This window comes from uncultured Rothia sp. (assembly GCF_916715725.1).
GTDB lineage: Bacteria > Actinomycetota > Actinomycetes > Actinomycetales > Micrococcaceae > Rothia.
Genome location: NZ_CAKAPD010000001.1, coordinates 473,446 through 499,329, shown reverse-complemented (window position 1 = coordinate 499,329; position 25,884 = coordinate 473,446). Strand labels below are relative to the sequence as shown.

Annotated in this window: 21 protein-coding genes; 11 read left to right on the top strand and 10 right to left on the bottom strand. The window is 59.9% G+C overall.

The genetic code is table 11. The features are described 5' to 3' along the window. The first annotated feature begins 397 nt into the window (after nt 1–397). The 5 genes from QZ822_RS01875 (at nt 398) to QZ822_RS01855 (ending at nt 5,988) form a co-directional block, all read left to right on the top strand. The gene (locus QZ822_RS01875) at nt 398–1,732 is read left to right on the top strand and encodes a hemolysin family protein (RefSeq protein ID WP_070677962.1); all 1,335 of its coding nucleotides are present in this window, start codon (nt 398–400) and stop codon (nt 1,730–1,732) included. Continuing rightward, a complete protein-coding gene (locus QZ822_RS01870; RefSeq protein WP_049361912.1) occupies nt 1,729–2,811 on the top strand; it encodes a hemolysin family protein in 1,083 nt (360 codons plus the stop codon). The genes QZ822_RS01875 and QZ822_RS01870 overlap by 4 nt, the downstream gene beginning before the upstream one ends. Nucleotides 2,812–3,163: 352 nt before the next feature. After that, nucleotides 3,164–4,171 (top strand): metal ABC transporter solute-binding protein, Zn/Mn family, encoded by a 1,008-nt coding sequence (locus QZ822_RS01865; RefSeq protein WP_294642146.1) that lies wholly within the window; start codon nt 3,164–3,166, stop codon nt 4,169–4,171. Then, nucleotides 4,172–5,071, top strand: a complete 900-nt coding sequence (locus QZ822_RS01860; RefSeq protein ID WP_049327709.1) for a metal ABC transporter ATP-binding protein — start codon at nt 4,172–4,174, stop codon at nt 5,069–5,071. Continuing rightward, nucleotides 5,068–5,988, top strand: a complete 921-nt coding sequence (locus tag QZ822_RS01855; RefSeq protein ID WP_049352576.1) for a metal ABC transporter permease — start codon at nt 5,068–5,070, stop codon at nt 5,986–5,988. The genes QZ822_RS01860 and QZ822_RS01855 overlap by 4 nt, the downstream gene beginning before the upstream one ends. A gap of 265 nt (nt 5,989–6,253) precedes the next feature. On the opposite strand, the gene QZ822_RS01850 is transcribed toward QZ822_RS01855, so the two are convergent. Next, nucleotides 6,254–6,718 (bottom strand): Fur family transcriptional regulator, encoded by a 465-nt coding sequence (locus QZ822_RS01850; protein ID WP_049327710.1) that lies wholly within the window; start codon nt 6,716–6,718, stop codon nt 6,254–6,256. A gap of 157 nt (nt 6,719–6,875) precedes the next feature. On the opposite strand from QZ822_RS01850, the gene QZ822_RS01845 reads away from it, so the two are divergent. Then, nucleotides 6,876–7,553, top strand: a complete 678-nt coding sequence (locus tag QZ822_RS01845; RefSeq protein ID WP_294642145.1) for an MBL fold metallo-hydrolase — start codon at nt 6,876–6,878, stop codon at nt 7,551–7,553. A 53-nt stretch (nt 7,554–7,606) separates the two neighbouring features. Beyond that, complete coding sequence (locus QZ822_RS01840; RefSeq protein ID WP_294642143.1) at nt 7,607–8,035, top strand: HIT family protein; 429 nt, start codon at nt 7,607–7,609, stop codon at nt 8,033–8,035. A 144-nt stretch (nt 8,036–8,179) separates the two neighbouring features. On the opposite strand, the gene budA is transcribed toward QZ822_RS01840, so the two are convergent. Continuing rightward, entirely contained in the window at nt 8,180–8,929 is a 750-nt protein-coding gene (budA, locus tag QZ822_RS01835) for an acetolactate decarboxylase (protein ID WP_049327712.1), read from the bottom strand. A 269-nt stretch (nt 8,930–9,198) separates the two neighbouring features. After that, nucleotides 9,199–9,696: a GNAT family N-acetyltransferase gene (locus tag QZ822_RS01830; protein ID WP_294642141.1), complete on the bottom strand. Its 498-nt coding sequence runs from the start codon at nt 9,694–9,696 to the stop codon at nt 9,199–9,201. A gap of 228 nt (nt 9,697–9,924) precedes the next feature. On the opposite strand from QZ822_RS01830, the gene QZ822_RS01825 reads away from it, so the two are divergent. Continuing rightward, on the top strand, nt 9,925–10,305 hold the full coding sequence (locus tag QZ822_RS01825) for a PH domain-containing protein (RefSeq protein WP_294642139.1): 381 nt from the start codon (nt 9,925–9,927) through the stop codon (nt 10,303–10,305). A 294-nt stretch (nt 10,306–10,599) separates the two neighbouring features. Here QZ822_RS01825 and glnA read toward each other — a convergent pair whose 3' ends face one another. The 4 genes from glnA to lipB all read right to left on the bottom strand — a co-directional run bounded on the left by glnA (nt 10,600) and on the right by lipB (nt 15,267). Continuing rightward, nucleotides 10,600–12,024 (bottom strand): type I glutamate--ammonia ligase, encoded by a 1,425-nt coding sequence (gene glnA / locus QZ822_RS01820; RefSeq protein WP_294642137.1) that lies wholly within the window; start codon nt 12,022–12,024, stop codon nt 10,600–10,602. Between the two features lie 350 nt (nt 12,025–12,374). Beyond that, nucleotides 12,375–13,091, bottom strand: coding sequence for a DUF4191 domain-containing protein (locus tag QZ822_RS01815; RefSeq protein ID WP_294642135.1), 717 nt, complete (start codon nt 13,089–13,091; stop codon nt 12,375–12,377). Between the two features lie 209 nt (nt 13,092–13,300). Further along, the gene (gene lipA, locus QZ822_RS01810) at nt 13,301–14,308 is read right to left on the bottom strand and encodes a lipoyl synthase (RefSeq protein WP_005505472.1); all 1,008 of its coding nucleotides are present in this window, start codon (nt 14,306–14,308) and stop codon (nt 13,301–13,303) included. Between the two features lie 176 nt (nt 14,309–14,484). Further along, nucleotides 14,485–15,267, bottom strand: a complete 783-nt coding sequence (gene lipB, locus QZ822_RS01805) for a lipoyl(octanoyl) transferase LipB (RefSeq protein WP_294642166.1) — start codon at nt 15,265–15,267, stop codon at nt 14,485–14,487. A 126-nt stretch (nt 15,268–15,393) separates the two neighbouring features. Here lipB and QZ822_RS01800 point away from each other — a divergent pair, with 126 nt between their 5' ends. Further along, the gene (locus QZ822_RS01800) at nt 15,394–17,007 is read left to right on the top strand and encodes a peptidase (protein ID WP_294642133.1); all 1,614 of its coding nucleotides are present in this window, start codon (nt 15,394–15,396) and stop codon (nt 17,005–17,007) included. A gap of 176 nt (nt 17,008–17,183) precedes the next feature. Here the strand turns inward: QZ822_RS01800 and sucB are convergent, their stop codons facing one another. The 3 genes from sucB to QZ822_RS01785 all read right to left on the bottom strand — a co-directional run bounded on the left by sucB (nt 17,184) and on the right by QZ822_RS01785 (nt 22,363). Continuing rightward, entirely contained in the window at nt 17,184–18,851 is a 1,668-nt protein-coding gene (gene sucB, locus QZ822_RS01795) for a 2-oxoglutarate dehydrogenase, E2 component, dihydrolipoamide succinyltransferase (RefSeq protein ID WP_294642131.1), read from the bottom strand. 191 nt (nt 18,852–19,042) lie between these two features. After that, complete coding sequence (gene lpdA / locus QZ822_RS01790; RefSeq protein ID WP_044145795.1) at nt 19,043–20,428, bottom strand: dihydrolipoyl dehydrogenase; 1,386 nt, start codon at nt 20,426–20,428, stop codon at nt 19,043–19,045. Between the two features lie 438 nt (nt 20,429–20,866). Further along, nucleotides 20,867–22,363, bottom strand: a complete 1,497-nt coding sequence (locus QZ822_RS01785; RefSeq protein ID WP_294642129.1) for a leucyl aminopeptidase — start codon at nt 22,361–22,363, stop codon at nt 20,867–20,869. A gap of 434 nt (nt 22,364–22,797) precedes the next feature. Between QZ822_RS01785 and QZ822_RS01780 the strand changes: the two genes are divergently transcribed. Then, nucleotides 22,798–23,703, top strand: coding sequence for a PAC2 family protein (locus QZ822_RS01780; RefSeq protein ID WP_294642127.1), 906 nt, complete (start codon nt 22,798–22,800; stop codon nt 23,701–23,703). 236 nt (nt 23,704–23,939) lie between these two features. Continuing rightward, entirely contained in the window at nt 23,940–25,835 is a 1,896-nt protein-coding gene (locus tag QZ822_RS01775; RefSeq protein WP_294642125.1) for a metal-dependent hydrolase, read from the top strand. Nucleotides 25,836–25,884: the final 49 nt, after the last annotated feature.

Sequence of the window (25,884 nt, the reverse complement as noted above, 5' to 3'; positions counted from 1 at the left end):
CGCTTGCTTGGCGGCACACTCATGCTCCTATGTATAAGTGTAAAGAGAAGCACGGTGAACTTTCCAGCTCATCGCGCCATATCCGCAATGCAATTTTTCACTCTTACGGATTAGCAATGAGCCGCGTGCGCAACAAGTACTGTCTTGCACTTGTGAGCAGGCACTCTACAGCACCGGGAAGAGACGAAACCTTCGCTAAAATATGGGGTATGGATGACCCTTTGAGTAAGACTCTGACTACTAGCCAGCGCAGAATACTGCCCGCGTACTCTGCGCAACACGGCACTGTAACACCCAAAAACACCACCTCCGATGCTCAGCATCTGGACAGCCTGACTGCGGGGTTGCCCCGCCAAGCCCAAGGCGCCGCACACCAGTCGATGGAGGCGGTGGCTGAGTGGATCTGATTCTCCTACTCATCGGCCTGCTCCTCATCCTGGGCACGGGCTTCTTCGTTGCCGTAGAGTTCTCCCTCGTGGCGCTCGAAACCGCCACCGTGCAGCAGGCAAAGGACTCCGGCGATAAAGCCGCCGACGCCGTCCTGCGCTGCCTCAAAACCCTCTCCACTCAGCTGTCCAGCTGCCAGATCGGCATCACCATCACCACGCTGCTGACCGGTTACACCCTCGACGCCGCCATCAAGGCGCTCACCACCGGCGCCATCAGCAGCCTGGGTCTGCCCACCAGCGTGACCGACGTACTCACCCTGGTGCTGGCGATGCTCATCGCAACCCTGCTCTCCATGGTCGTCGGCGAACTGCTGCCCAAGGGCCTCGCTATCGCCGAACCCTACGATGTGGCTCGTCGAGTCGCCCCCGCGCAGCTGGCATTCACCCGCGTCATGTCCCCGCTCGTGCGCATCATGAACGGCTCCGCCAACTGGATCCTCGGACGCTTCGGCATGGAAGCCAAAGAAGAACTCTCCGCGGCACGCACCCCCGAAGAGCTCTCCTCCATGGTGCGCCGCTCCGCAGAAGAAGGTACCCTCGACTCCGACGCGGCACGCTTCGTGGACCGCACCCTGCGCTTCTCCGAGCTGACCGCCTCCGAAGTCATGACCCCTCGCGGCCAGGTCGCCATGCTCGAAGACACCGCACCCGTTGCCGAAGTCATCAAGCTGGCACGCTCCACCGGCCACTCCCGATTCCCGCTCTACAAGGGCGACCACGACAACATCGTGGGCGTCGTACACGTGAAGAAGGCAGTCGGCGTGCCCCCGGAGGTTCGCGAAACCCTCGAAGCCGGCGCCCTCGCAGAAGACGTGCTGCAGGTCCCCGAAACCCTGCACCTGGACGCGCTGCTCACCCAGCTGCGCCAGGGCGCCCTGCAGCTCGCCGTAGTCCTCGACGAATACGGTGGAACCGCAGGCATCGCAACCCTCGAAGACCTCGTCGAAGAAATCGTCGGCGAAGTCTCCGACGAACACGACCGCGGCCGCACCGAACGCCCCCTACGCTACGGCAACGGCGACTGGGTGTTCTCCGGACTGCGCCGCCCCGACGAAATCAACACCCTCATCCCCGGGCTCGAGGTTGAGGAAAGCTCCGAATACGAAACCGTCGGCGGCTTCATGATGGAACGGCTCGGCCGCATCCCCGAAGTAGGCGACAGCGTCCCCGTACCCGGCGGTACCCTGCGCGTCGACACCCTCGAAGGCCGCCGCGTGGACCGCATCCGATTCACCCCCGCACCTAGTGCACAGGAACAGACCGAGAAGGGAGGCAACGCATGAACGACTGGGTAGCCATCGCACTGCTCGTCATCCTGCTCGCCGGAAATGCCTTCTTCGTCGCCGGTGAATTCGCCATCATGTCCACCCGACGAGCACAAATCGAACCGCTCGCCGAAGAAGGCAATAAGCGAGCGCAGACCGTCATCTACGCGCTAGAGAACGTCTCGCTCATGCTCGCCACCTGCCAGCTGGGCATCACCATCTGCTCGTTGCTGATCCTGAACGTTTCAGAACCGGCGCTGCACCACATGCTGGAGGTGCCCCTGCACCTGGTCGGCCTGCCCCACGCGATCGTGGACGTAATCGCCTTCGGTATCACCCTAATCCTGGTCACCTACCTGCACGTAATCTTCGGCGAGATGGTTCCCAAGAACGCCGCCGTGACCCTCGCAGCCCGCGGTGTGGCCCTCTGGATTGTGCCGACTCTGGTGACCTTCTCCAAGATCTTCGCCCCCGTAGTCGCCCTGCTGAACAACCTGTCGAATAAGCTGCTGGCGCTCATGAAGGTCGAAGGAAAGGATGAGGTCGCCTCCACCTTCACCCTGGGTGAGCTGCAGACCATCGTGGCAACCTCAACCGCGGAAGGCACCGTGGAAGACGACGCCGGCGTGATTGAAAGCGCCCTCGAATTCACCGAGAAGGACGTCTACGAAATCATGGTGCCCGGCGATAAGCTCGTCACCCTGCCCTTCGGCAGCACCCCCGCCGAACTGGAACGCGCCGTGGCACGCAGCGGCTACTCCCGCTTCGTCATTACCGACAGCGACGGAACCTACATGGGCTACCTGCACGTGAAAGACGCCCTCGCCATCGCCCCCGAGCGGTTCGAGGAGCCCTTCCCCTGGTACAAGCTGCGTTCCCTGGACACGCTCACCCCGACCACCGATATTGACGATGCGCTCGCCTCCATGCAACGCAGCCGAACCCATATCGCGCAGGTTATGGATGAACAGGGCGTAACCCTCGGCGTGGTCTTCCTTGAAGACGTGCTGGAGGAGCTCGTCGGCGAAATCAACGACACCACCCAGGACGCGGTGCGTGAGCGTGTACGCCGACAGCAGGCGCGCGAAGCCCAGTAATAAGCCCAGTAGCCGCATCGTGAGATATCCCGAATAAAACGGGGAAATCTTGAACACACAGCCCGCCCGGTGCCCTCGTCAAGGAGGGCGCGGGGCGGGCTGTTTTGCGGTCAAAAACGGCTTATGGATGCACCCAAGGGGCACTCTCAGACGGCGGGATGAAGCGGCAGTATAAAGTAGCGGTGGGGGAGCGCAGTAGGCTGAGCTAACTATCCCTGTTGCATAAGCTACTGACAGGGAAAAGGGTTGCCTAACAGCACCCAAATGACACCAATAAAGAGTTGTTTATACGGGTGTGCGCATGATGTAGTTAAGAAACCTACAGACTAGAACGAACCGAAAGAGAGCCCTCATGTCGCACCCGAAGATCACCCGCAAGCACTTCCTCACCGCAATGGGCTCACTCGCAGCGTCCTCCCTGCTGCTGGCAGGTTGCGCAACCGAGAACAGCACCTCCTCCGGTTCGTCCTCCTCGGCTGGCTCCAACAAGGGCAAGGTGAAGGTCGTCGCCTCCACCGACGTCTACGCAGACATCGCCAAGCAGGTTGGCGGCGACTACATTGAGGTCACCGCGCTGATTGCCTCCACCAGCACCGACCCCCACTCCTACGAAGCCACCAGCGCCGACCGCCTCAAGGCGAAGGACGCATCCCTGATTGTCATCAACGGCGCAGGCTACGACCTGTTCCTCGAAGACCTCGCAGGCAAGGACAACGCCTCCCAAAAGATCGTGAACGCGGTCAAGGTCAGCGGCAAGCTCACCGACGCCGAATACACCCACCTGGTCGAGGACCACCGCGGCGGCGAACACCACGAAGACGGCGGCGACCACGCCCACGCACACGAGTTCAACGAGCACCTCTGGTACGACTTCGAAACCATGAAGAAGGTCGCCCAGAAGATCGCTGAAGAGCTCGCAGGCCTCGACTCCGCACACGCTGAGGCGTTCCGCACCAACGCATCCACCTTCTCCAAGGAACTGGACGCACTGGACACCACCGCCAAGGCAATCGCCGGTGAAGGTAAGAAGTACCTGTCCACCGAGCCCGTGCCGGACTACCTGATTTCCTCCACCGGCGCAGAGAACGCAACCCCCAGCGAATTCGCTGAGGCGGCAGAAGCCGGCAACGACGTCCCCGCACTCGTCCTGAAGGAAACCAAGGACATGGTCACTGAGAAGAAGGTCCAGCTGCTCGCCTACAACGAGCAGACCTCCACCTCTCAGACCAACGAGGTGCTGCAGGCCGCTAAGGATGCCTCGGTGAACTACGTATCCTTCACCGAAACCCTGCCGGAAAACACCAACTACCTGGCATGGATGAAGACCAACGTCAGCAACCTCGAAAAGGCGCTCTCCTAAGTGACTGACAACAATAACGGTGCCGCCCCCGCGATTTCCATTCGCGGGGGTAGCCTCGCTTTCGGGGCCCGCACCCTCTGGAAAGATTTAACCCTCGACATCGGCGCAGGCGAATACTTCGCCGTGCTCGGACCCAACGGCTCCGGCAAGTCCACCTTCCTCAAAGTCGTTCTTGGCCTGACCGGACTCAACGCCGGCGAAATCTCCGTGCTCGGCAAACCCGCACGCCTGGGCAACGCCGGCGTCGGCTACGTACCGCAGCAGAAGTCCATCCCCACCTCCACCCCGATGCGCGCCCGCGACCTCGTGGGACTTGGCGTGGACGGGCACCGCTGGGGCATCCGCCTGCACGGCCGCAAATACCGCGCCAAGGTTGACGAGCTCCTCGAAGCCGTCGGCGCGACCGAGTACGCGAACGTGCCGGTGGGCCTGCTCTCCGGCGGTGAGCAGCAGCGTCTGCGTATCGCTCAGGCGCTCGCGAACGACCCGAAGATTCTGCTGGCTGACGAGGCGCTACTCTCCCTGGACCTCAACCACCAGTACGCGGTGGCTGAGCTGATTCACCGGTTCAACCGTGAACGCGGCGTGGCGGTGGTGTTCGTGACCCACGAAATCAACCCCATCATTGAGCATGTGGATCGCGTGCTCTACCTGGCGAACGGCCGTTTCACGGTCGGGTCGGTGGAAGAGGTCATGACCAGTGAGACTCTCACCTCCCTGTACGGAACCCCGGTGAGCGTGCTCAAGTCTAATGGCCGTTACGTGGTGGTGGGTGAGACTCACGCCAGCGACCACTGCCATATTGAGGGCACTGACCAGAACATTCACGGCTCCCACCTGAAGTCTGGTCTTTCTGAACCGCAGCGCACTCTACACATTCCGGGAGGAACCACTCGATGACCATTCTTGCTTCCCTCCCCGCTCTGGCACCGGTTGCCGCCGCGCAGAACGATTTGCTTTCCCGTATCTTCGTTTTTGACCGCTACGGCGAGCTGCTGCAGATGCTGCAGAACTCCATTTTTGCTGGCGCTGTTCTGGGCCTTATCGGTGGTTTCGTCGGCATTTTCGTGATGATGCGCGATCACGCCTTTGCGGTGCACGGCGTTTCTGAAATGTCTTTCGCGGGTGCCGCCCTTGCCCTGTTGCTCGGCTATGACGTGGTGACCGGCTCTATGGTCGGTTCGATTGCCTCGGCTCTGCTGATTGCCTTTCTGGGCTCTAAGGCGAGCAACTCGAACTCGGTCATTGGTGCACTCATGCCGTTCGGCTTGGGCTTGGGTATTCTCTTCCTCTCCCTGTACCAGGGCCGTAGCGCGAATAAGTTCGGTCTGCTGACCGGTCAGATCGTGTCCGTGGATGCCGACCAGCTGCACACTATGATTATTGGTGCGGTGGTTATTATCAGCCTGCTGGTGATGGTGTGGCGTCCGCTGAGCTTCGCCTCCCTGGACCCGGAGGTCGCGCGCGCTAAGGGCGTGCCGATGCGCTTCCTGTCCCTGGTGTTCATGGTGATTCTGGGTATTGCTGTGGCGCTGTCGGTGCAGGTGGTCGGTTCGTTGCTGGTGCTGGCGCTGCTGATTACTCCGGCGGCTGCGGCGATGCAGGTGACTGCCTCTCCGGTGCGCACCCTGATCCTGTCGGTGCTGTTCGCGGAGGCGTCCATCGTGGGCGGTATTCTGCTGGCTCTTGCCGGTTCGCTGCCGATTAGCCCCTACGTGACCAGTATTTCCTTCCTGATTTACGTGGTGTGCCGTGTGATTGGTGGCGTGAAGCGCCGCCATAGCGCGTCGGGCCGCCAGCTGACTGAGAAGGCATAAGACCTATAGAAAGAGCCCCACCTCGGGAATGAGGTGGGGCTCTTTTGTTGTCGTGCTGTGTTAGCGCTACGGGTCATGTACCCGGTGCGCAATGCGGGCTCAACCTGTGTGGCGTTGTGTTGCCTTGTCCAGATGCCCTGTGTGTCGTGCTGTAGTGGCGCCGAAGATTTTTGAAGGCGCCGTATCCTTCGAGCAGAAGGGATTCCCCGGTGGGGGAGAGCTCCTCAGATTGAGGGGCTTAGAGGTTGCGGCGTAGCCTGCAACGTTAGCGTGCAGCGCCGCCCTGCGATTCTTCCTCGCGACGTGCCAAAGTGCAGTCCGGGCAGTAACCGGTCACTTCAACCACGTGCTCCAGCTCCGAGAAGCCGTGCTGCTTACCCATGGCCAGTGCCCAGTCCTCGAGGGCGGGTGCTTCTAGCTCAATGGCGGTGCCGCATCGGCGGCAGAGCAGGTGGTGGTGATGGTCCTTTACCTGGCAGTGGCGGTACAGAGTCTCACCCTCAATGCCCTTGACCGAGTCGAGCTCACCGGCGTTAGCCAGCGACTGCAACACACGGTAGGTGGTTGCGAGAGAGACCTGTTCCTTGCGGTTCGCGAGGGTCAGGTGCAGATCCTGTGCTGAGATGAAATCGCCGAGCTCTTCCATGGTCGCCTTGATGATGCGACGCTGGCGGGTATTTCGGGCTTCGGCGGGCTTCGTAATTCTCCGTACGGGAATATGAGTGTCCATTGCTGAACCTTTCGGGGCGGAAATCCGCCCCATTGTGTGGTCGATCTTGTCTTACGACTTTACACTAGAGGCGTTCAAAAGGTGGCTGATTTGCGGCTTATCTCAAAAGTTGAAGCCGCCGCCGGGCGGGTGCGGAGGTTCGCGGTAGACTAAAACTATGAAGATGACGAAGTACACCCACTCATGTATCCGCCTTGAGAATGAGGGGCGCACCCTCGTTCTTGACCCCGGCAATTTTGCTGCTGAAGGTGAGCATGCCACCGCGCTGGAAGGCGCCGATTACCTGTTCGTGACCCACGCGCATCCGGACCATTTTGATGGCCCGTCGGTGCTACCGCTGATTGCTCAGCGTGCCGAGTCGCAGACCCCGTTGAAGATTTGGGCTCCCGAGGCTGTCGCCCAGGTCATCAAGGAGGCTGTACCCGCTGCCGAGGTTACCGTTGTTTCCTCTGATTCTGAGTTCAGCATCCCCGGTTTTGAGGTGAAGACCTACGGCGGTCAGCACGCCCTGATTCACCCGCTGATTCAGACCATCGCCAATGTCGGTTACCTGATTAACGGTGCCGTGTACCACCCTGGTGATTCGCTGGTGGTTCCTCACCGCGTGCGTGCAAATACCGTCCTGGTGCCGATTCACGCGCCCTGGTCGAAGGTTCAGGAAGTCATTGATTTTGTGATTGCGACCGGCGCTCAGCGTGTGGTTCCGATTCACAACGGCATGATTAACCAGAACGGCACCGGCATTATTGAGGGTCTGGTGACGAACTTCGGTGCGAAGTACGGCACTGAGCTGAAGCATCTGAACCCCGGCGAGAGCATTGAGGTTGAGGCGTAAGCCTGACCGTTGAGATTCAAACGCGCCGACGACGGCGCATGAAGGAGATTATTGTGAGCACGATTTTTACCAAGATTATTGACGGCGAGCTTCCCGGCCGCTTCGTCTGGAAGGACGAGCACTGCGTGGCGTTCATGGACATCATGCCCCAGTCGGAAGGTCACCTGCTGGTGGTTCCCCGCGCGGAGATTGACCGCTGGCCCGACCTGCCGGCTGAGCTGGCTGCGCACCTGTTCGCTGTGGTGCACAAGATTTCTGGTGCCCTGGATCAGGCGTTTCATAAGGAGCGTGTGGCTTTGGTGATTGCTGGCTTCGACGTGCCGCACACCCACATCCATCTGTTCCCGGTTGATAGCATGGCTGATTACGATCCCGCCAACGCGAAGAAGGATGCTACCGCCGAAGAGCTGGATGCGGCCGCTGAGAAGGTGCGTGCTGCCCTGCGCGAGCGCGGCCACGGCGAGTTCGTGCCCGAGGCGTAAGCGCCCTTTACAGCGCGTATAAACACGACAGCGCGTATAAACACGACAGCGCGTATAAACACGAAGAAGCCGCCCTCTACAGAACAGTAGAGGGCGGCTCCTTCGTTGCTATATCCCGTTGCTATATTCCGGCGGGAAAGAAGCTTAGTGCTTTTCAGCCTTGGAGATCTGGTCAGCCAGGTCCTCGGGGGAGAGGTTAGCGGAGGAGAACTCGGGGGTCAGCGGTAGGTGCAGCTGCAGGCCGGTACCGGGGCAAATCTCGACCTTAGCGGAGCGCAGCTTGAAGTCGACCACGTGGCCGCCCTGAACGCGCTCATCATCGATAAAGTGGGCGTGGCAGCCGGGCACCGAGATGCCCTGCTCGTAAATCGGGGTGCGGAAGCCAACAATCGTGCCGGTCACGTTATCGAACTGGACGATGTCCTCGTTCTCGGTGGCCGCAACCATCTTCGGGTAGGGCTTCTCCTGCTTGATGACGGTGCGGGTGCGGACCCATTCGAACTCGCCGTAAATCTTGATGGCGTACATGTAGTTCTTGGAGACGGTGAAGTCATCCAGAATCTGCGAGGCAGACTTACGGAGTAGGTTATGCGGTAGTTCGCGCTTAATCATGGGCACGAAGTTGGTGACCACGGCGTAGGGGGTCTGCTGGCGCAGGTCGGGCAGAGACACGGAGCCGTCGTGGCGTACCTGGTAGCAGACGCCATCGAGGACGACCATTTCGCCGTCGAGGCCGTTGAAGGTGCCCACACCGAAGTTGCCGTGGCTCAGGAGCTCACCGATGGTCATCTCGCCATCGTAGATGCCGTCCAGCAGCTGGGACATGAGGCCGGTCTGAAAAACTTCGTTACGGAAAACAGTTTCACCGTTTAGGATGGTCGGCTGATATGCCATGAGATTTCTCCTCGTTACAGTGGATGCGGCGTCAGACGGGTCGGTCGGTCATCGGCGATACTCGCCCCAGCAGATGCTGAAAAGGTGAGGGGCGGTGGGGAGAACACGGCTTCGTGACGTCGTTTCTCGCGGAATTCGTAGGTGCCGCCGGCCGGGCGCACGTACTTTCATTGTACGCCCGTGCAGGAAGAACCCCGGGATTAGCGGGTACAACATCTTATGATGTGGCCCGCGACCTGCTCCTACAAGGGAAGAGGGGGTAGGGCCCGTTAAAGCTCCAGAAGCATCTCTACGTGCTCAATTCCAACCTCAAGATACGGCTCTCCCATCTGCACGAACCCCGCTGCACCGTAGTAGCTGTCCTTCAGGTAGGACTGGGCGCTAATCACCAGCTGACGAGCTTCCGTATTTTCACGGACCCAGCTAATCGCCTCATGCAGTAGGGCACGCCCCAGGCCGGTGCCCCGCGCCTCCTCACGGACAGCTACTCGACCGACGGTCCAAGCACCTTCGATAGGGCGGTGGTAGCCATCATCTACTGTCATAAGATCAAAGATCCGCAAGTAGGCTAAGACCCGCCCAGACTCATCCGCGTGGAAGAAGTGAACAGACTCGAAGTCTGCTTCGTCTGGCTCCTGCGCAAGGATCTGCTGACCCACCGTAAAGACAAGAGAACGGGTGATGTGTATCTGCTGAAGCTCACGGAGAGTCAGCTCGTTGAAGCGCTTTGCCTGAAAATGCCGGGGAGTATAGGGCTGAGGATGCATGGGGGAGTCGTCCTTTCGTCTAGCTAAAGAATGAGCCTATCCCATTGAGGAAGCTACGTGCAGGAGCAGAATCAAAAAGCCGCTTTGTGGAATGTAGCGGTATAACCCTCCAACAGGTATTTATTGCTCACAGCGTGTCTGCAAGGATAACCATTTAGAACGCGCATGAATTAACAAAGCTCTTATACTGAGAACGTTATTATCACTCAATCCCCTGGAGATAACTCTATGTCTATCGCCGCTATCATGACCTGGACTCTACAATCAGAGATTCCTGTACCACCGGACGCCCAAGCTCTTTTGGGGCCGGGGGAGAGCGCCGTTGCAGCCTTTGCTACTTTCCGTGATTCTGCTATTTTCACGACTCACCGACTCATCATTCGTGATGCTCAAGGCTTGACGGGTAAGAAGGTAGAAATGTATTCGTTGCCTTACTCCTCAATCCATATGTGGTCTTCTGAAAATGCAGGAAACCTGTTCGACGCGAATAGTGAAATCGCTCTATGGACGAAGATCGGCTACATCAAAATCAAGCTGGGCCGAAAGATTGACGTCCGCAAGCTTGACCGGCTCATCGCTCAGCAGGTTCTAAACGCTCAGCAGCATTAGGGCATAAAAATAGACTGGCGTTCCCTCCGGTTGCACGACAAAAAGGGAGGGAACGCCAGCACCAACAGCTTAGCCCTTAGAGCCGCTCTAAGCGCAACTAAAGCGCGCAAGACCCATCGAGGCATAAAAATATTGGACACGTACTGTCGCCAAAAGTGCTACAGCAAGATAGAAGTCCGCAGAGATACTCCAGCAGACACAACAACGGCCTATACGTTCCCAAAGGAACATATAGGCCGTTGTCTGTTCTCCAGAACGCACCCCCTTACAAGGGGCACCGTTCAGGAAGAAAGATTAGACGCCGTAGTACAGCTGGTACTCAAGCGGGTGCGGAACCAGCGAGAGCGGCTCCAGCTCGTTCTTACGCTTGTAATCGATCCATGCCTGAATCAGGTCCTCGGTGAAGACGCCGCCCTCGAGCAGGAAGTCGTGGTCAGCCTCCAGAGCAGCCAGAGCCTCCTCCAGGTTGGCCGGAGCCTTCTTGATGTCCTTAGCCTCTTCGGCGGGCAGCTCGTACAGGTCCTTGTCGATCGGTGCCGGCGGCTCAATGCGGTTGCGGATACCGTCCAGACCAGCCATCAGCTGAGCAGCGAATGCGAAGTAGGGGTTAGCGGAGGGGTCCGGTGCACGGAACTCCAGGCGCTTAGCCTTCGGGTTGGTGCCGGTAATCGGAATACGGATACCAGCGGAACGGTTACCCTGCGAGTACACCATGTTGATGGGAGCCTCGTAACCGGGAACCAGACGCTTGTAAGAGTTCACGGTCGGGTTGGTGAACGCCAGAACAGCGGAGGAGTGCTCAATCAGACCGCCAATGTACCAGCGTGCGGTGTCAGAGAGGTTAGCGTAGCCGCGCTCGTCGTAGAACAGGGGCTCACCGTTCTGCCACAGCGACTGGTGGCAGTGCATACCGGAGCCGTTGTCGCCGAACACGGGCTTGGGCATGAAGGTCACGGACTTGCCCCATGCGTCTGCGGTGCCCTTGATGACGTACTTGAACTTCAGTAGGTCGTCAGCAGCCTTGGTGAGGGTATCGAACTTGTAGTTGATTTCTGCCTGGCCGGCTGCGCCCACCTCGTGGTGGCTACGCTCAACCTCAAGGCCAACCTCGTCCATTGCTACGCACATTGCGTCACGCAGGTCAGCCTGCTTGTCGACGGGGGAGACGGGGAAGTAGCCGCCCTTGACGGGGGTCTTGTTACCCAGGTTGCCGCCCTCTTCCTTGCGGCCGGTGTTCCAGGGAGCCTCGTCGGAGTCAATCTTGAAGAACACGGAGTTCGGCTCGACCTGGTAACGGACGTCCTCGAAGACGAAGAACTCAGCCTCGGATGCGAAGAATGCGGTGTCTGCAATGCCGGTGGACTGCAGGTACGCCTCGGCACGCTCAGCAACGCCGCGGGGGTCACGGTGGTAGGGCTCGCCGGTGCGGGGGTTCACGATGGAGCAGATGATGACCAGGGTCTTCTCAATGCGGAAGGGGTCAACGTATGCGGACTGAACGTCGGGGATCAGCTGCATGTCGGACTCAGCGATGCCCTGGAAGCCGCGAATGGAGGAGCCATCAAAAAGCTGGCCGTTGACGAAGAAATCGTCATCAATTGCCTTAGCGGGCAGGTTGAAGTGCTGCTGCACGCCGGGCATGTCGGTGAATCGGATATCAACGAAGACTACTTCTTCGTTCTTGATAAAGTCGAGAACTTCCTGGGGGCTGGTAAACATGAGGACTGCTCCTTGTTCGACTGACGGTGCAGGAGGGTATCTTCCCTCATCACATTCAGTCTTTGGTTTAGTTTTTGGCCGCGGGCAAAACCCTGTGACATATCAAGCATAGTGGTTATTTTTTGCGCGTGCGTGACTATCGTGTTTCGGTAATGTTACAAATCCTGGAAAGGAGTTACATCTATGTTGCTTCACGAAACACAACAGTGCTGCTAACGCCCTGTATCAAGGGCAGTAGCAGAGCCCGCAGCAACGCCAGTAGCAGTGCAATAATCGGGCGTAACAAAAGGCTCCGGCCCTCCCTAAAGTGGGAAGAGCCGGAGCCTTCAAAATCAATATCAGCTACCCGTTTAGCGGCCGCGCATCGCACGACGATCGGGGCGAGCACGCATCGGGTCAACACCCTTCGGCAGACCGTTCATCGGGTTACGCATAGTGTTCAGGGTGCTCAAACGACCCGAAACAGCCTGCATCTCCTGCTGAGTCAGAGCCTTCGGAAGCTTGTTCATGGTCTTCACAACGTCCTTGAGCTCAACCTGACCCTCTTCGTGGCCGGTCTCAATCACGTGAACCGGCACGCCGGGAGCCACACGAGCCAGGTGCTTCTTCTCAGTGTTCACCAGCGAGTTCACACGGCTGTGAGGGCCCTCGGTCACCAGCACAATACCGGGACGGCCCAGCGCACGGAACACCAGATCCTGGTGGCGGTTCGCCGCAACAGGCTGCTCCTCAACAATCCAGCCGCGGCGCACCGAGTTCATCGCCGCACCACTACGACCGGGCTGGTTCTCAATCTGAGCAAAAGCCGCAGTCTGCGCGCGGCGACCCAGCAGAAGCATCACCACAATAGCGGCAACGCCCAGACCCAGAATCAGGAAAGTAATCCAGTTATTCAGGGCAATACCGATGAGGAGGAAAACCAAAAGAGTACCCAGAGCCGACAGACTCAGAATCCAACCAATATTCGGGTCGGACTTCTTGGTCATCTGGTAGACCTGCTTCATCTGGGCGAAAGTGCCCGGAGTGCGTTCCTTCTTCTTTTTCTTCTCTTCGCGCTTATCTGCCACGATTCTTCCTCGGCTGGTTCTTCCGCGGCCCCGAGAAGCGCCTCAAACGCTCACGGAACCATAGTGACGTAACGATGCAGTGTATGCCTGCAATTTTTCTAGTTTACCCTACCCGCACAAGGGGCGGGGCATAAGGGGAGGCTCCCCGAACACCGGACGAACACCGGGTTCGAGGAGCCTCAACGCTCTCAGAAAGATTCTGAAAAGGCTTAGTAGCCTGCAGCCACCAGAGAGGAGGCTTCCTGCAGAGCAGCGCCCTCACCCTCAATGTGAGCCAGGTTCTCGGGGATCGGGTAACCGTTCTTACGCATTGCACGAGCCCACAGGCGACCTGCACGGTACGAAGAACGAACCATCGGGCCCGCCATAACGCCAGCGAAACCAATCTCCTCAGCCATGTTCGCAAAATCCACGAACTGCTGCGGCTTCACCCAACGCTCAATGGGGTGGAAGAGCGGGCCGGGGCGCAGGTACTGGGTGAGGGTAATGATGTCACAGCCAGCATCATGCAGATCGCACAGCGCCTCGTAAATCTCGTCGTCGGTCTCGCCCATACCCAGAATCAGGTTGGACTTGGTGACCATGCCGCCTTCCTTAGCCTGGGTAATAACATCCAGGGAACGCTCGTAACGGAACGCCGGGCGAATCTGACGGAAGATACGGGGGACGGTCTCCAGGTTGTGCGCGAACACCTCAGGCTTAGCGTCAATGACCTTCTGAACATGCTCGGGAACACCCTTGAAGTCGGGCACGAGCATCTCAACGCCGGTGTTCGGGCACATCTTGTGGATCTGGCGGGTGGTCTCTGCGTACAGCCACGCGCCGCCGTCTTCCAGGTCATCACGAGCAACACCGGTCACGGTGGCGTAACGCAGACCCATGACCTTCACGTTCTTCGCAACCTTGAACGGCTCAGCGTAGTCAACAGCAACGGGCTTGCCGGTCGCAATATTGCAGAAATCGCAACGACGGGTGCACTCGGAGCCACCAATCAGGTAGGTTGCCTCACGGTCTTCCCAGCACTCGTAAATATTGGGGCAGCCGGCCTCTTCACACACGGTGTGCAGACCCTGACCGCGAGCAAGCTCGCGCATCTCGTTGTATTCGGGGCCAACAATAGCCTTGGTCTTAATCCAGTGAGGCTTCTTCTCAATGGGAACCTCAGCGTTGCGGGCCTCCACACGCAGTAGCTTGCGTCCTTCAGGTGCGGTGCTCAAAAGTCTTCTCCTTGGTCTCGATGTGCCCTCTGTGCAGGTGGGCCACCTTCTATATTACGCCCGCTCAGGCGTAGGTGAAACTGATTTTCGTATATGACGAACAAAGCCGGATGCGTTACGTGTACGGCCCGTTCGATGCTTCTTGGCTACGTCTAACCCTGTGCTTAGTTCTGCGTTTAGTCCTGCGCCGCGACGGGCTCGAAGGACTCCGCCAGGCGGTCCTGGTACTTCAGAAGCTCCGCCTCCAGCGGCTCCAAAATATCGGCGGGGGTGACGGTGCGACCCAGCTGCTCCGAAATCGTGGTAACGCCGGCATCGCTAATACCGCAGGGAATGAACTGCTGGAAAGGCGCGGTGTCGTTGCAACAGTTAATCGCGAAGCCGTGCATGGTGGTGTTACGCGAAACGCGCATGCCCAGCGCCGCGATCTTCTTGTCCTGGGTGATGCCGTCGCCCAGAATCCACACGCCGCTACGGCCCTCAACACGCTCACCCTTAATGCCCAGACCAGCCAGGACGTTGATGATAATCTCCTCAACGATGCGCACATACGCCACCACGTCAATGGGCTCGGGCAGACGCAGAATCGGGTATGCAGTCAGCTGGCCGGGGCCGTGCCAGGTCAGCTTGCCGCCGCGGTCAATCTTGACGACGGGGGTGGACTTGTCTGTGGGGTATTCGTGGTCTTCGGTGCGTTTACCCGCGGTAATCACTGCCTCATGCTCAAGCAGAAGAATCGTATTCTGGCGGGTGCGGTTAGCCACCTCATCGTGGATGCGGTACTGCTCGTCCAGGCACTCAATATAGTTCACATAGTTCGGGGCGAAGCCCACGCGTTCAATCGTCACAGACATACTTTCTACCTTAGTACTGCTAGTGGAGGGAAGAAAATTAGGGCGCCCTGAATCACGTGATGAGCGAACATGTAGGAATGTTACGGGCGGGTGCGGTGGGTTGATGGGGCGAATATTTTGGGTGTTGATTTTAGGGTTGCATGGTTTATTTATAGTGTTTTACTTAGCCTAAACATGTTGTTTGATGTTATTTGATAACATGGTGGTATGAGAAGCAAAGAAGCACACGTTTTGGAAAGCATCGCCAACACGGCTCTGCCCACCCTGCAGATTGTTGAGTGCCGGGGTGGAACCGCCGAGAGCGTGCCCTCCGTAACTCCCGTATCCCCGGCAACCTCCGTGCGCCCCGGACGCTACACCCTGCGCACCATTTCTGCACCCGAGGGTGCCGCTCCCTCCGCGCCCACTCTGCGTGCGGCAGCCAACGGGTACGGATTCGAGGAAAGCACGGATGCATCCACTCACGCTCAGACCCCGCAGGTAGCCGCCGCCCTGCGGAACGCACCCGGAGTCGCCAAACTCCACGCCGTCACCAGCGAGGAGTACGACAGCAAGCTGTGCCTCTGGTACGAGCCCCTCGACGCGGGCACCCTCGACAAGCTCCTGCGTGCTCGCACCCTGACACCCGCCGAGCTCATGACCCTGGTACGCACCCTGCACCGGGCGCTCGGCAGCCTCAAAAAGGTGGGGGAGGGGCGCGCCGAACTAAGCGCCGAATACATTGCGCTGAGCGCCGCCGGAGTACCCAAACTCCTTCTACCAGATGCCGTCTATCGTGAAGCGGAATCTCTCGACGCTGAACAGCTCACAGTCGCTTACGGTGACTACGCGCGTTCCGCCGCCGCCCTGCTCTGGCAAGCCGCCTGCGGGCACGCGCCGGAACCCTCCGCCGCCCGCGTACCCCTCTCACTGCGCATGGATTCGCTGTGCATGGGAGCGGTCGGCACCGCAACCGAAGGTACACCCAACAGCGAGTGGATTGAGCGCCTCGGCAGAGCCCTTGAATACCTGCTGGACGCACCCGCCCGGGAGGCGGCGCTCGCAGGGCTCAGCTCCGTGGTCGCCCTGGCGGAGGAGGTGTCGCCTCGCCCGCTCAACGTCTACCTGAGCTGTTCAGAACGAGCCCGCGCCCTCATTCCCGCAGCTGTGGAGCCCGCGCCGGTACAGAAGCTCTCAAAGACGCAGAAGGCGCAACGGTACCTAGCGGAACGTTTGCCTCGCGTGAAGAAGCCGGCAGCTGCCGCAGGCTCTATGCCGTTGAGCCCTGTGGCGAGCTCCGCAAACCCAGCCCCAAAGAACGCAGATGCGGTGGGCACAGAATCGACGGGCACATCCCGCCTGACGGCGCTACGCGGTGCGCTGAGCCGTCCCTCCGTACGTCTGGGCGTAGCCGCGCTGGCTCTGGGATCCATCGCCCTACCGCTCGGGTTCACCCTCTACGGGCAGAACGCCCCGGCAACGGCGCAGCCCGTATCCGCTCAATCCGTGAACACTGCGGGGGAGCAGGAGCCCGGCGGCACGGAAATACCGGATCAGAGCACACAGGATCAGAGCGCGCAGGGCGATCAGATTCTACGTGCCCTGATCGACCAGCGAAACCAAGAACGCCGTGCCCGAGGCGGCGCAGAACTCATCGTCGACACCACCGAAGAACTCAGCCGAGACGGCGAGAACATCCGCGTCATGGCGGTAGTCTCCGCACCAGGCTACCGCGCCGATAAAACCGAGCAGGAAGCCCGCAAACTCAGCGAAGAACACGGCGTCACCCGTCAGAAAGTCATCTTCGACCTGCACCGCGGGGAGAAAGGCTGGGAAATCGCCCGCGCCGAACCCGTCGCGGCATAACCGCAGTACACGCTCCGCACCATGGAGCATTCAACGGGCATAACAAAAGCGGCGGCCCCACCCACCGAAGTGGATGGAGCCGCCGCTTTTACGTTCCCCCGAAAAAACCGGGGAGCTACGCTCGGTTACCCGTCAGGGTACCGCCACAAGGAAACTTCCTTGAATCTTTGCAGGTCTTAGAGGCCCAGCTCAGACTCGAAGTTTGCCTCCTCCAGGCGGGTCTTGACGGTGCGCAGGAAGCGACCTGCGTCTGCACCGTCGACCACGCGGTGGTCGTAGGTGAGGGACAGGTAGCACATGGAGCGGATAGCGATAACGTCGTTACCGTCTGCATCCTGGATAACCATGGGGCGCTTCACGATGGAACCGGTACCGAGGATTGCAACGTTCGGCTGGTTGATGATCGGGGTGTCGAACAGTGCACCGAAGGAACCAATGTTGGTGATGGTGAAGGTCGAACCCGACAGCTCCTCGGGGGAGATGTCGCCGGTACGTGCGCGGCCACCCAGGTCGCCAATAGCCTTTGCCAGGCCAGCAATGCCCAGGTCAGAAGTGTTCTTGATGACGGGAACCAGCAGACCCTTGGGGGTGTCCACAGCAATAGCGATGTTCTCGGAGCCGTGGTAAGTAATCTGCTTGTAGTCCTCGGTCATGGACGCGTTCAGAGCGGGGTGCTGCTGCAGAGCCTCAGCGGTTGCCTGGACGAAGAAGGGCAGGAAGGTCAGCTTTGCGCCCTCGCGAGCAGCGAAGCCGTCCTTAGCCTTTGCACGCAGCTGGACAACGCGGGTCACGTCAACCTCGGTGACCTGGGTCAGCTGGGTGGAGACGTCCAGGGACTCACGCATACGCTTTGCAATAACCTGGCGGATACGTGCGGTCTTCTCGACGGTGCCACGCTTGGGGGAAACCTCGAAGGTGTGCGGTGCCTTTGCAGAACCAGCAGCTGCAGCGGGTGCAGCAGCGGCGGGAGCAGCGGAACCCTTAGCAGCGATAGCAGCCTGAACATCCTGCTTGCGGATGCGGCCACCAACACCGGTGCCCTTGACGGTGGACAGGTCGATGCCGTTGTCCTTAGCGAGCTTACGGACCAGCGGGGTCACGTATGCTTCGCCCTCAGCAGCTGCCGGAGCGGCAGGTGCAGCGGGAGCTGCAGGAGCTGCGGGAGCAGCCGGAGCAGCGGGTGCTGCGGGAGCAGCAGGAGCCTCAGCAACCGGAGCGGGTGCAGCGGGAGCAGCCGGTGCAGCTGCAGCAGCAGCGTCGCCGATGATAGCCAGAACCTGGCCAACCTCTGCGTCCTCATCCTCGGGGATGCGGATCTCGAGCAGGGTACCTGCTACGGGGGAGGGAACCTCGGTGTCAACCTTGTCGGTGGAAACCTCAACCAGGGGCTCGTCAACCTCAACCTGCTCGCCAACTTCCTTCAGCCAGCGGGTAACGGTGCCCTCGGTGACGGACTCGCCCAGTGCGGGCAGTACGACCTCGATGCCTGCAGCAGCAGCTGCGGGAGCAGCCGGAGCAGCAGCGGGTGCAGCGGGAGCCTCAGCAACCGGAGCGGGAGCTGCGGGAGCCTCAACAGCTGCGGGAGCAGCCGGAGCAGCAGCACCGGAACCGTCGCCAATGATAGCCAGAGCAGCGCCGACCTCGACGTCCTCGTCCTCGGGGACGAGAATCTGCTCAACAACGCCTGCTACGGGGGAGGGAACCTCGGTATCAACCTTGTCGGTGGAAACCTCAACCAGGGGTGCGTCAACCTCAATGGTGTCGCCGACCTCAACGAGCCAGCGGGTAACGGTACCCTCGGTCACGGACTCGCCCAGTGCGGGCAGTACTACGGTGTGGGACATAATCTTTCCCGTTCTCCTTGTGAATGCTTGAACTAGAAAAATGTGAGCGGCGACCCGGATGCGCGCCGTATGCGTCAAAGCACGTCGACGCGCATCCGGATAGGGGCGTTGTTCAGCGGATACGCCCGGCAACCGCTAACGACCAACGGTCGTCAATACTAAGCTGACGCGCTAACGCCAGTCAGCAAAATTTATGCGCTGTGCAGCGGGGTGCCGTTCAGGACCATTGCTGCCTCACCCAGGGACTCGTTCTGAGTCGGGTGTGCGTGGATGAACTTAGCGACGTCCTCGGGGAATGCTTCCCAAGCAACCCACATCTGAGCCTCACCAATCTGCTCACCCATGCGCTTACCAATAGCGTGAACACCAACGATGGGGCCGTCCTTCTGGCGGACAACCTTCACGATACCGGTAGCACCGAGGATAGCGGACTTACCGTTACCAGCCAGGTTGTACTCAGCGGTCTCAACGTTCTCAGCGCCGAACTTCTCCTTAGCCTTGGGCTCGGAGTAGCCAACGGAAGCGATCTCCGGGTCACAGAAGGTGACCTTGGGGATGTTCACGTCTTCAACGATGGAGGGGTTCAGGCCAGCGATTTCCTCAGCAACGAAGATACCCTGCTGGTAACCGCGGTGAGCCAGCTGAACGCCGGGGACGATGTCGCCAACAGCGTAGATGTTGCCAACGCCGGTGTGCAGGCGCTCGTTAGCCAGGACGAAGCCGCGATCCATGGGGATGCCCTGCTCCTCGTAGCCCATGTTTGCGGTGTTCGGGCCACGACCAACAGCAACCAGAACGATCTCTGCCTCGAAGACCTTGCCGTCAGCCAGGGTGACCTTAGCACCGTTAGCGTCCTGCTCAACCTTCTCGAAGAGGGTGCCGGTGTTGAACTTGATGCCGCGCTTCTTGAACGCACGCTCCAGAACCTTGATGATTGCCGGGTCCTCGTTGGGAACCAGGTTCGGCAGGCCCTCGATGATGGTGACGTCAACGCCCATAGCGTTCCACATGGATGCGAACTCGCAACCAATCACGCCGCCGCCGAGCACGATAGCGCTCTTGGGCAGGTAGTCCATCTCCAGTGCCTCAGTGGAGGTCAGAACGCGACCCTCAATGGGCAGACCGAAGGTCTTGGAGACCGAGCCGGATGCCAGGATAATGTTCTTACCCTTGTACTCAACACCACCGACGGTGATGGTGTCCTGAGCGGTCAGCTTACCCTCGCCGGGGATAACCTCTACGCCCTTCATCTTCAGCAGGCCTGCAAGACCCTTGAACTTACCGGAGACGATGCCGTCCTTGTAATCGCGAACCTTGCCCATCTCGATGGACTGCAGAACAGCGTTAACGCCAACCTTGGACGCCTCGCGTGCCTCTTCAGCCAGCTCAGCAGCGTGCAGGTACGCCTTGGTGGGGATACAGCCGGTGTGCAGGCAGGTGCCGCCGACCTTTTCCTTCTCGATCAGGCCGACGGTGAAGCCTAGCTGGCGTGCGCGAATAGCTGCAGAGTAGCCAGCGGAACCGCCGCCGAGGATGAGGATGTCGAATTCTTGAGCCACGATATTGCTCCCTTGCATAGTTGTGGGGGCTAAAGACCCCTGCAATGAGTTCTTTACCAATTTATTGGTAGGTTTCCCCAGCATGCGCGAAAGGCCCGCGACTCACAAAAATCGCGCGCCCCTCCGCGTACGCAGAAAAACACTTAATACAACAATACCCCCGTTGAGGGTCGTTTAAGTTCACTCAGGGCGGTTTTAGCTGATTAATCACCCAAACAGCGCAAATTTTTCACCACTCAAGAAAAGAGGCGCGTCATAGAACAGCCCGATGACAGCACCGGCACAGCGCTATTACAGCGCAGCCTCAACGAGCGCGCAGCATCGGTCAAGAACAGACAAAAGGAGGGCTCCCCGGTACGAAATACCGGAAAAGCCCTCCTCTGATTAGCTCTATGCTGCGCGGCTACATGCCAGTGATATACGCCAGCTAGGATGCGCGCCCAGCGAGACTACAGGCTACTTAGCGTAGGACTGGATGAAGTTCACCAGGGTAGCGGTACCGAAACCGGTACCCTCCTTCGGGGTGAAGCCGTAGGGAGCCTCCTCGTTGAATGCGGGGCCCGCAATGTCCAGGTGAGCCCAGGGGATGCCCTCGCCCACGAACTCCTTCAGGAACAGACCCGCAGTCAGCGCACCACCGTAGCGAGAACCAATGTTCTTCAGGTCAGCAACGGGGGACTCCAGGCTCTTGCGCAGGTAGGACTCCAGCGGCATCGGCCAGTAAGACTCGCCCGCAGCGGCACCGGCTGCAATCACGCGGTCACGAATCTCCTCGTCACCGAGCAGAGCCGCAGTGCGCAGACCCAGAGCAGCCATAGCGGCACCGGTCAGAGTAGCGATATCCAGGATGACGTCCGGGTTCGACTCAGAAGCCAGCGCAATACCATCAGCCATGACCAGGCGGCCCTCGGCGTCAGTGTTCAGCACCTCAACGGTACGACCGTCACGCATGGTGATGACGTCCTCCGGGCGCAGAGCGTGACCGCCGGGCATGTTCTCAGCCAGGCACAGGTAACCGGTCACAGCAACCGGAACGTCCAGCTCAGCAGAAGCAAGCACAGCGTTCAGCACGGATGCGGCACCCGCCATATCGCACTTCATGGTCATCATCGAAGCGGCAGGCTTCAGCGAGTTACCACCGGTGTCGAAAGTAATGCCCTTACCCACCAGAGCCACGTGAGCCTTCGGGTTCTCCGGAACGTACTTCACAACGGCAAGAACCGGCTTGCGGGGCGAACCCTGACCAACACCGGAAATGCCGCCGAAGCCCTCCTCAGCCAGGCGGTCGTGGTGGAACAGCTCAATCTCAACGTTCGAGTAATCCTCAGCGACCTCAGCCACGAACTCAGCGAAAGTCTCCGGGTACAGGTGCGACGGGGGCAGGTTCACCAGGCGGCGAGCATCCTTAGCGGTCTCACCCAGAACCAGGGCGTGAACCAGAGCCTCTTCAGCCTCTTCCTGATCAATCGACGAAACGATCAGGATTGAATCGATCTCTTCCTTGATCGAATCCTGAGTCTTGCCGCGCAGGCCCTCCTCAACGAAGTTACCCAGCACAGCACCGTGAGCAATCGCCTCAATTTCCTCCACCGAGGAAACGCCGAAATCGAACGCAATCTCCTCAGCGGAACCAACCAGCTGACGAGCCGCAGAACCGGCAGCGTAACGCAGGGCGTCCAGACGCTCCTGACCCTCAGCAGTATCAGAACCCAGACCCGCCAGAGCAACAATGCCGGCGCCGGTGTCCTCAAGGCCCGGCAGACGCAGCAGCTGATCGGGTGCACCCGAGGCGCCCAGCGCCTCCAGCAGCTCGTTAATACCCTCAACAGACTCCTCAGACAGCGAGTTCGGTGCCAGGTAGGCGCCGTCATCGCCCTTCAGAACGCCCAGAACCAGAACGTCAGCTTCGAGCGCTTCAAGGTCGGTGCTGTGAATAGACAGAGACAGAGACATCGTTACTCCTTTGCGTATGTCTTCTCGAAATAGTCGGGGCACATCCTCGCGCCCGAAAAACTCAACTGTAGGCCCTCGAAGAGTGAGGATGAATACCGCCGCGCAAAGCCGCGCGGACTACTGCTTCTACTCTACACGGATATGTAGGAGGGCGTGAGGTTCAGCTCTCACCCCGAGCCGCTGGCAGAACAGGAAAAACGTGCAAAAAGCCGAGCTGCAGCGTCTTAAGAACGTCGGCACAACCCTCAACAAGTTCACCTACTGCGAGAAAAGCCCGCACACTGTCGATACGGGGCAGTCGTGGCATAAAATGAAAGACTACGGAAAGCGTCAGATAACAGAAGACGCCCCTTCGCCCCACCACCTCGGGTACCGGCATGAAACGCTAAGCCCACCCGAACGCGGCGCGAACCAGACAGAAGTGAGGAGGCACGATGCTCAACCCCGAAGATCTCTACTTAGCCAACACCAAAATATTGGATGACCCCCGGATGCACGGGCTGACCCTCGTCATTGCCCTCTCCAGCCCGCAGGATGCAGGCTCCACCGCCGGCCAGCTCGGACAGGTGCTGCTCAGCGAACTCAAGAATATTGAAATCGTCGAGTTCGACAGCGACCAGCTGCACGACTACCGTGCCCGCCGCCCCTTCATCCGCTACGAAAAAGACCACTTCGAAAAGCCGCAATACCCGCAGCTGAAGCTCTACGCCGTAGAAGACAGCCTCAACAAGCCGTTCCTGCTGCTCACCGGTGCTGAACCGGACCTGCAGTGGCAGCGCTTCGAAAAGGCGGTGCTGACCATCGCCCAGCGGGTCAAGCCCTCCCTGGTCGTGCTGGTCTCCGCATTCCCCATGCCGGTGCCGCACACCCGCCCCTTCCCGATTACCGCACACGGCTCCCGCAAGGACCTGATTCGCGGCATCTCCCCGTGGAAGCCCAGCGCGGACGTACACGCGACCGTCACCAACCTGCTGGAAGTGCTCTTCACCGAAAACGGAATCGACACCGTCGGCTTCGGCGTGAACATTCCCCAGTACATTTCGGAGGCGGACCTGCCGCAGGGCACCCTCACCGCCCTCGAACACGTGGGCATGGCGGCGCACCTCTCGCTACCCACCGAGAACCTGCGCGAAGCCGCACGCCACGTGCACAGCCAGATTAACGATCAGGTCAAGCAGAACCCCGAAATTGGTCGCATGATTACGACCATGGAAGAGAACTACGACGAGAACTTCCGCACCTCCGACATTGCGGTTCCCCTCTCGCGACGCGACGCGCACAACGTGCCCAGCCGCGACGAGATTGGTGCGCTCTTTGAGCGATTCCTCGACGAACAGTAGGGCGCGTGCAGTAAAGCGCGTGCAGTAGGGAAAGTACCCGGTGCGCCCTTACTCTGGGGGGCCCTTACTCTGCATGACAGATTATGACGCGGCACCCCGCGCCGCTGTGGACAAACCCCAGCGTACAAACGAACAATACGAATAAATCTGTGGAATCTTCGGACCTATGAACCGAAGTATCCACAGATTTATTTGTATAACCTGCGCACCCGCCCAAACCATGCCACCGTGAAGGCATGAACGCAAACAATATCTCCAACGGGAACACCCCCAACAGCAACCACCTCAACAGCGACCACTTCAACAGCGGCAACTACGACACGCCCCCGCCCATCCGCAACGAATACGACGTGCTCAGCAGCGCCCTCCACCAGCACGGCTACTGGCCCGACCACTCACTCATCATCCTCACCGCAACCGAAGACACCCTCGGCCCCAGCCTGCGCGTCAACCTCCCCGACGAACCCTGCACCCTGCCCGAACGCGCTGACTTCCTCCACGAAACCTTCGCCAAACTACCCACCTGCCACAACGGCGAAACCCTCACCCGCTTCTACACTGTCATCGTCGACGGCGACAACACCGTACGCCAACGCCAACTCAGCCCCGACACCGCGCAACTCGCCGCCATCGAAGAAATTCAAGAGGACGTCGACACCCAAATCAACATCAACACCTGGCTCCACCTGCTCCACGACCCGCGCATCGTCAGCGAACTACGCTGCGAAGACATCATCTACGCCGGCGGCGCCAGCATCTGGGCGCTCGACCCCGAACAGCAAGCACTCACCCTCCTCGCGCCCATCGAAGAAATCCACCACAGCGGCTACTACACCTGGCTCACCCGCCACGGCGACACCATCGCCCCCAACGCCCACCACAACTACGCCCACAGCCCCTGGGACACCGACCCCACCGGCAACCCCGAAACCCGCCACGACTGGGAAAACGCCGTAGAACTCTGGGACCACACCCGCACCAACACCGCACGGCGCGACGACGCCCGCCGCACCAACGTCCACGCCATCTACCACCAAGCCCAAATCGACCTCTGCTACTGGGACGCCGCCATCAACGCCGCCGCGCACCTGCTCACCACCCACCCGGTCGATGATGCTAAGGCACCCACCATCGGTGATGCGCTGCGCGACCTCATCCCCGCCGAAGTCGCCGGGCACCTACGCGCCTCCATCGCACCGATGGCACTCAACCCCATCACCCCCGAAATGCTCACCTACCTCGCCGGATACGGGCTCAACCACGCCCAAAAAGCGCTCGCCCACATGCACTACGCCGCCCAACACACCAACTACGCCCTCGGCGGCCCCCGACCCGTCGCCCTCCCAGGCATCGACCCGCTCGAACCGCCCCACTACGGCACCCGCATCACCCGAAAAACCTACATGCCCGAAAGCTTCACCCGCATGCTCAGCACCGCACCCGGCGCCGACCAGACACACGTACGTGCCGTGCCCGAAAAATGCGTGCAATGGCAAGACTGGATCCGCCGCACCCACCGCGCTATTCAGCAAAACCGCAGCGTCCAACAAAACCGCGGCATCCAACAGGTCAACCTCGACCACTGGGCACTCCAAGAACTCAGCCCCGCCGACCTCGCCGTCACCACCGAACTCAACACCATCAACCGAGAAGTGCTCCCGCGCCTGCTCAAACAAAGAGACTCCAACGACCACACCGCCGCACGCAAACTCGAAGAGATCAGCCAACGAATCGACGACGCCTACACCAACAGCGAATACCTCGCCAACCCCAACCACCAAGCCGTCTACGCCCACTACCTCGGCGCCCTCAAAGGAGAACTAGACAGCCCCCACTGGGAGCGCCTCAACGGGCTCGAACTGCTCACCAGCCTGCTCACGCCCCACAGTGCCGACGGCGAATACGCAACGCTGCGCAACACCCAAGCCTGGGCCAACTGGTACAAGGGCTACAGCACCTATGCCCGCCTGCTCCGCCAAGAAGCCCACCACCACACCACAGGAGAAGACCTCAACATCCTCGACGTACACCTCAACGCCGGAGGCCTACCCGCCTGGATCAAACACACCATCTGCGGCGAACCCGGCGCAAACCGCCAACCCATCAGCACCCTCAAACCACGAAAGGTCTAAAGCTCGGTACGTGAACCCGGCACCTAAACTCGAGGCGCAAAACAGGGGA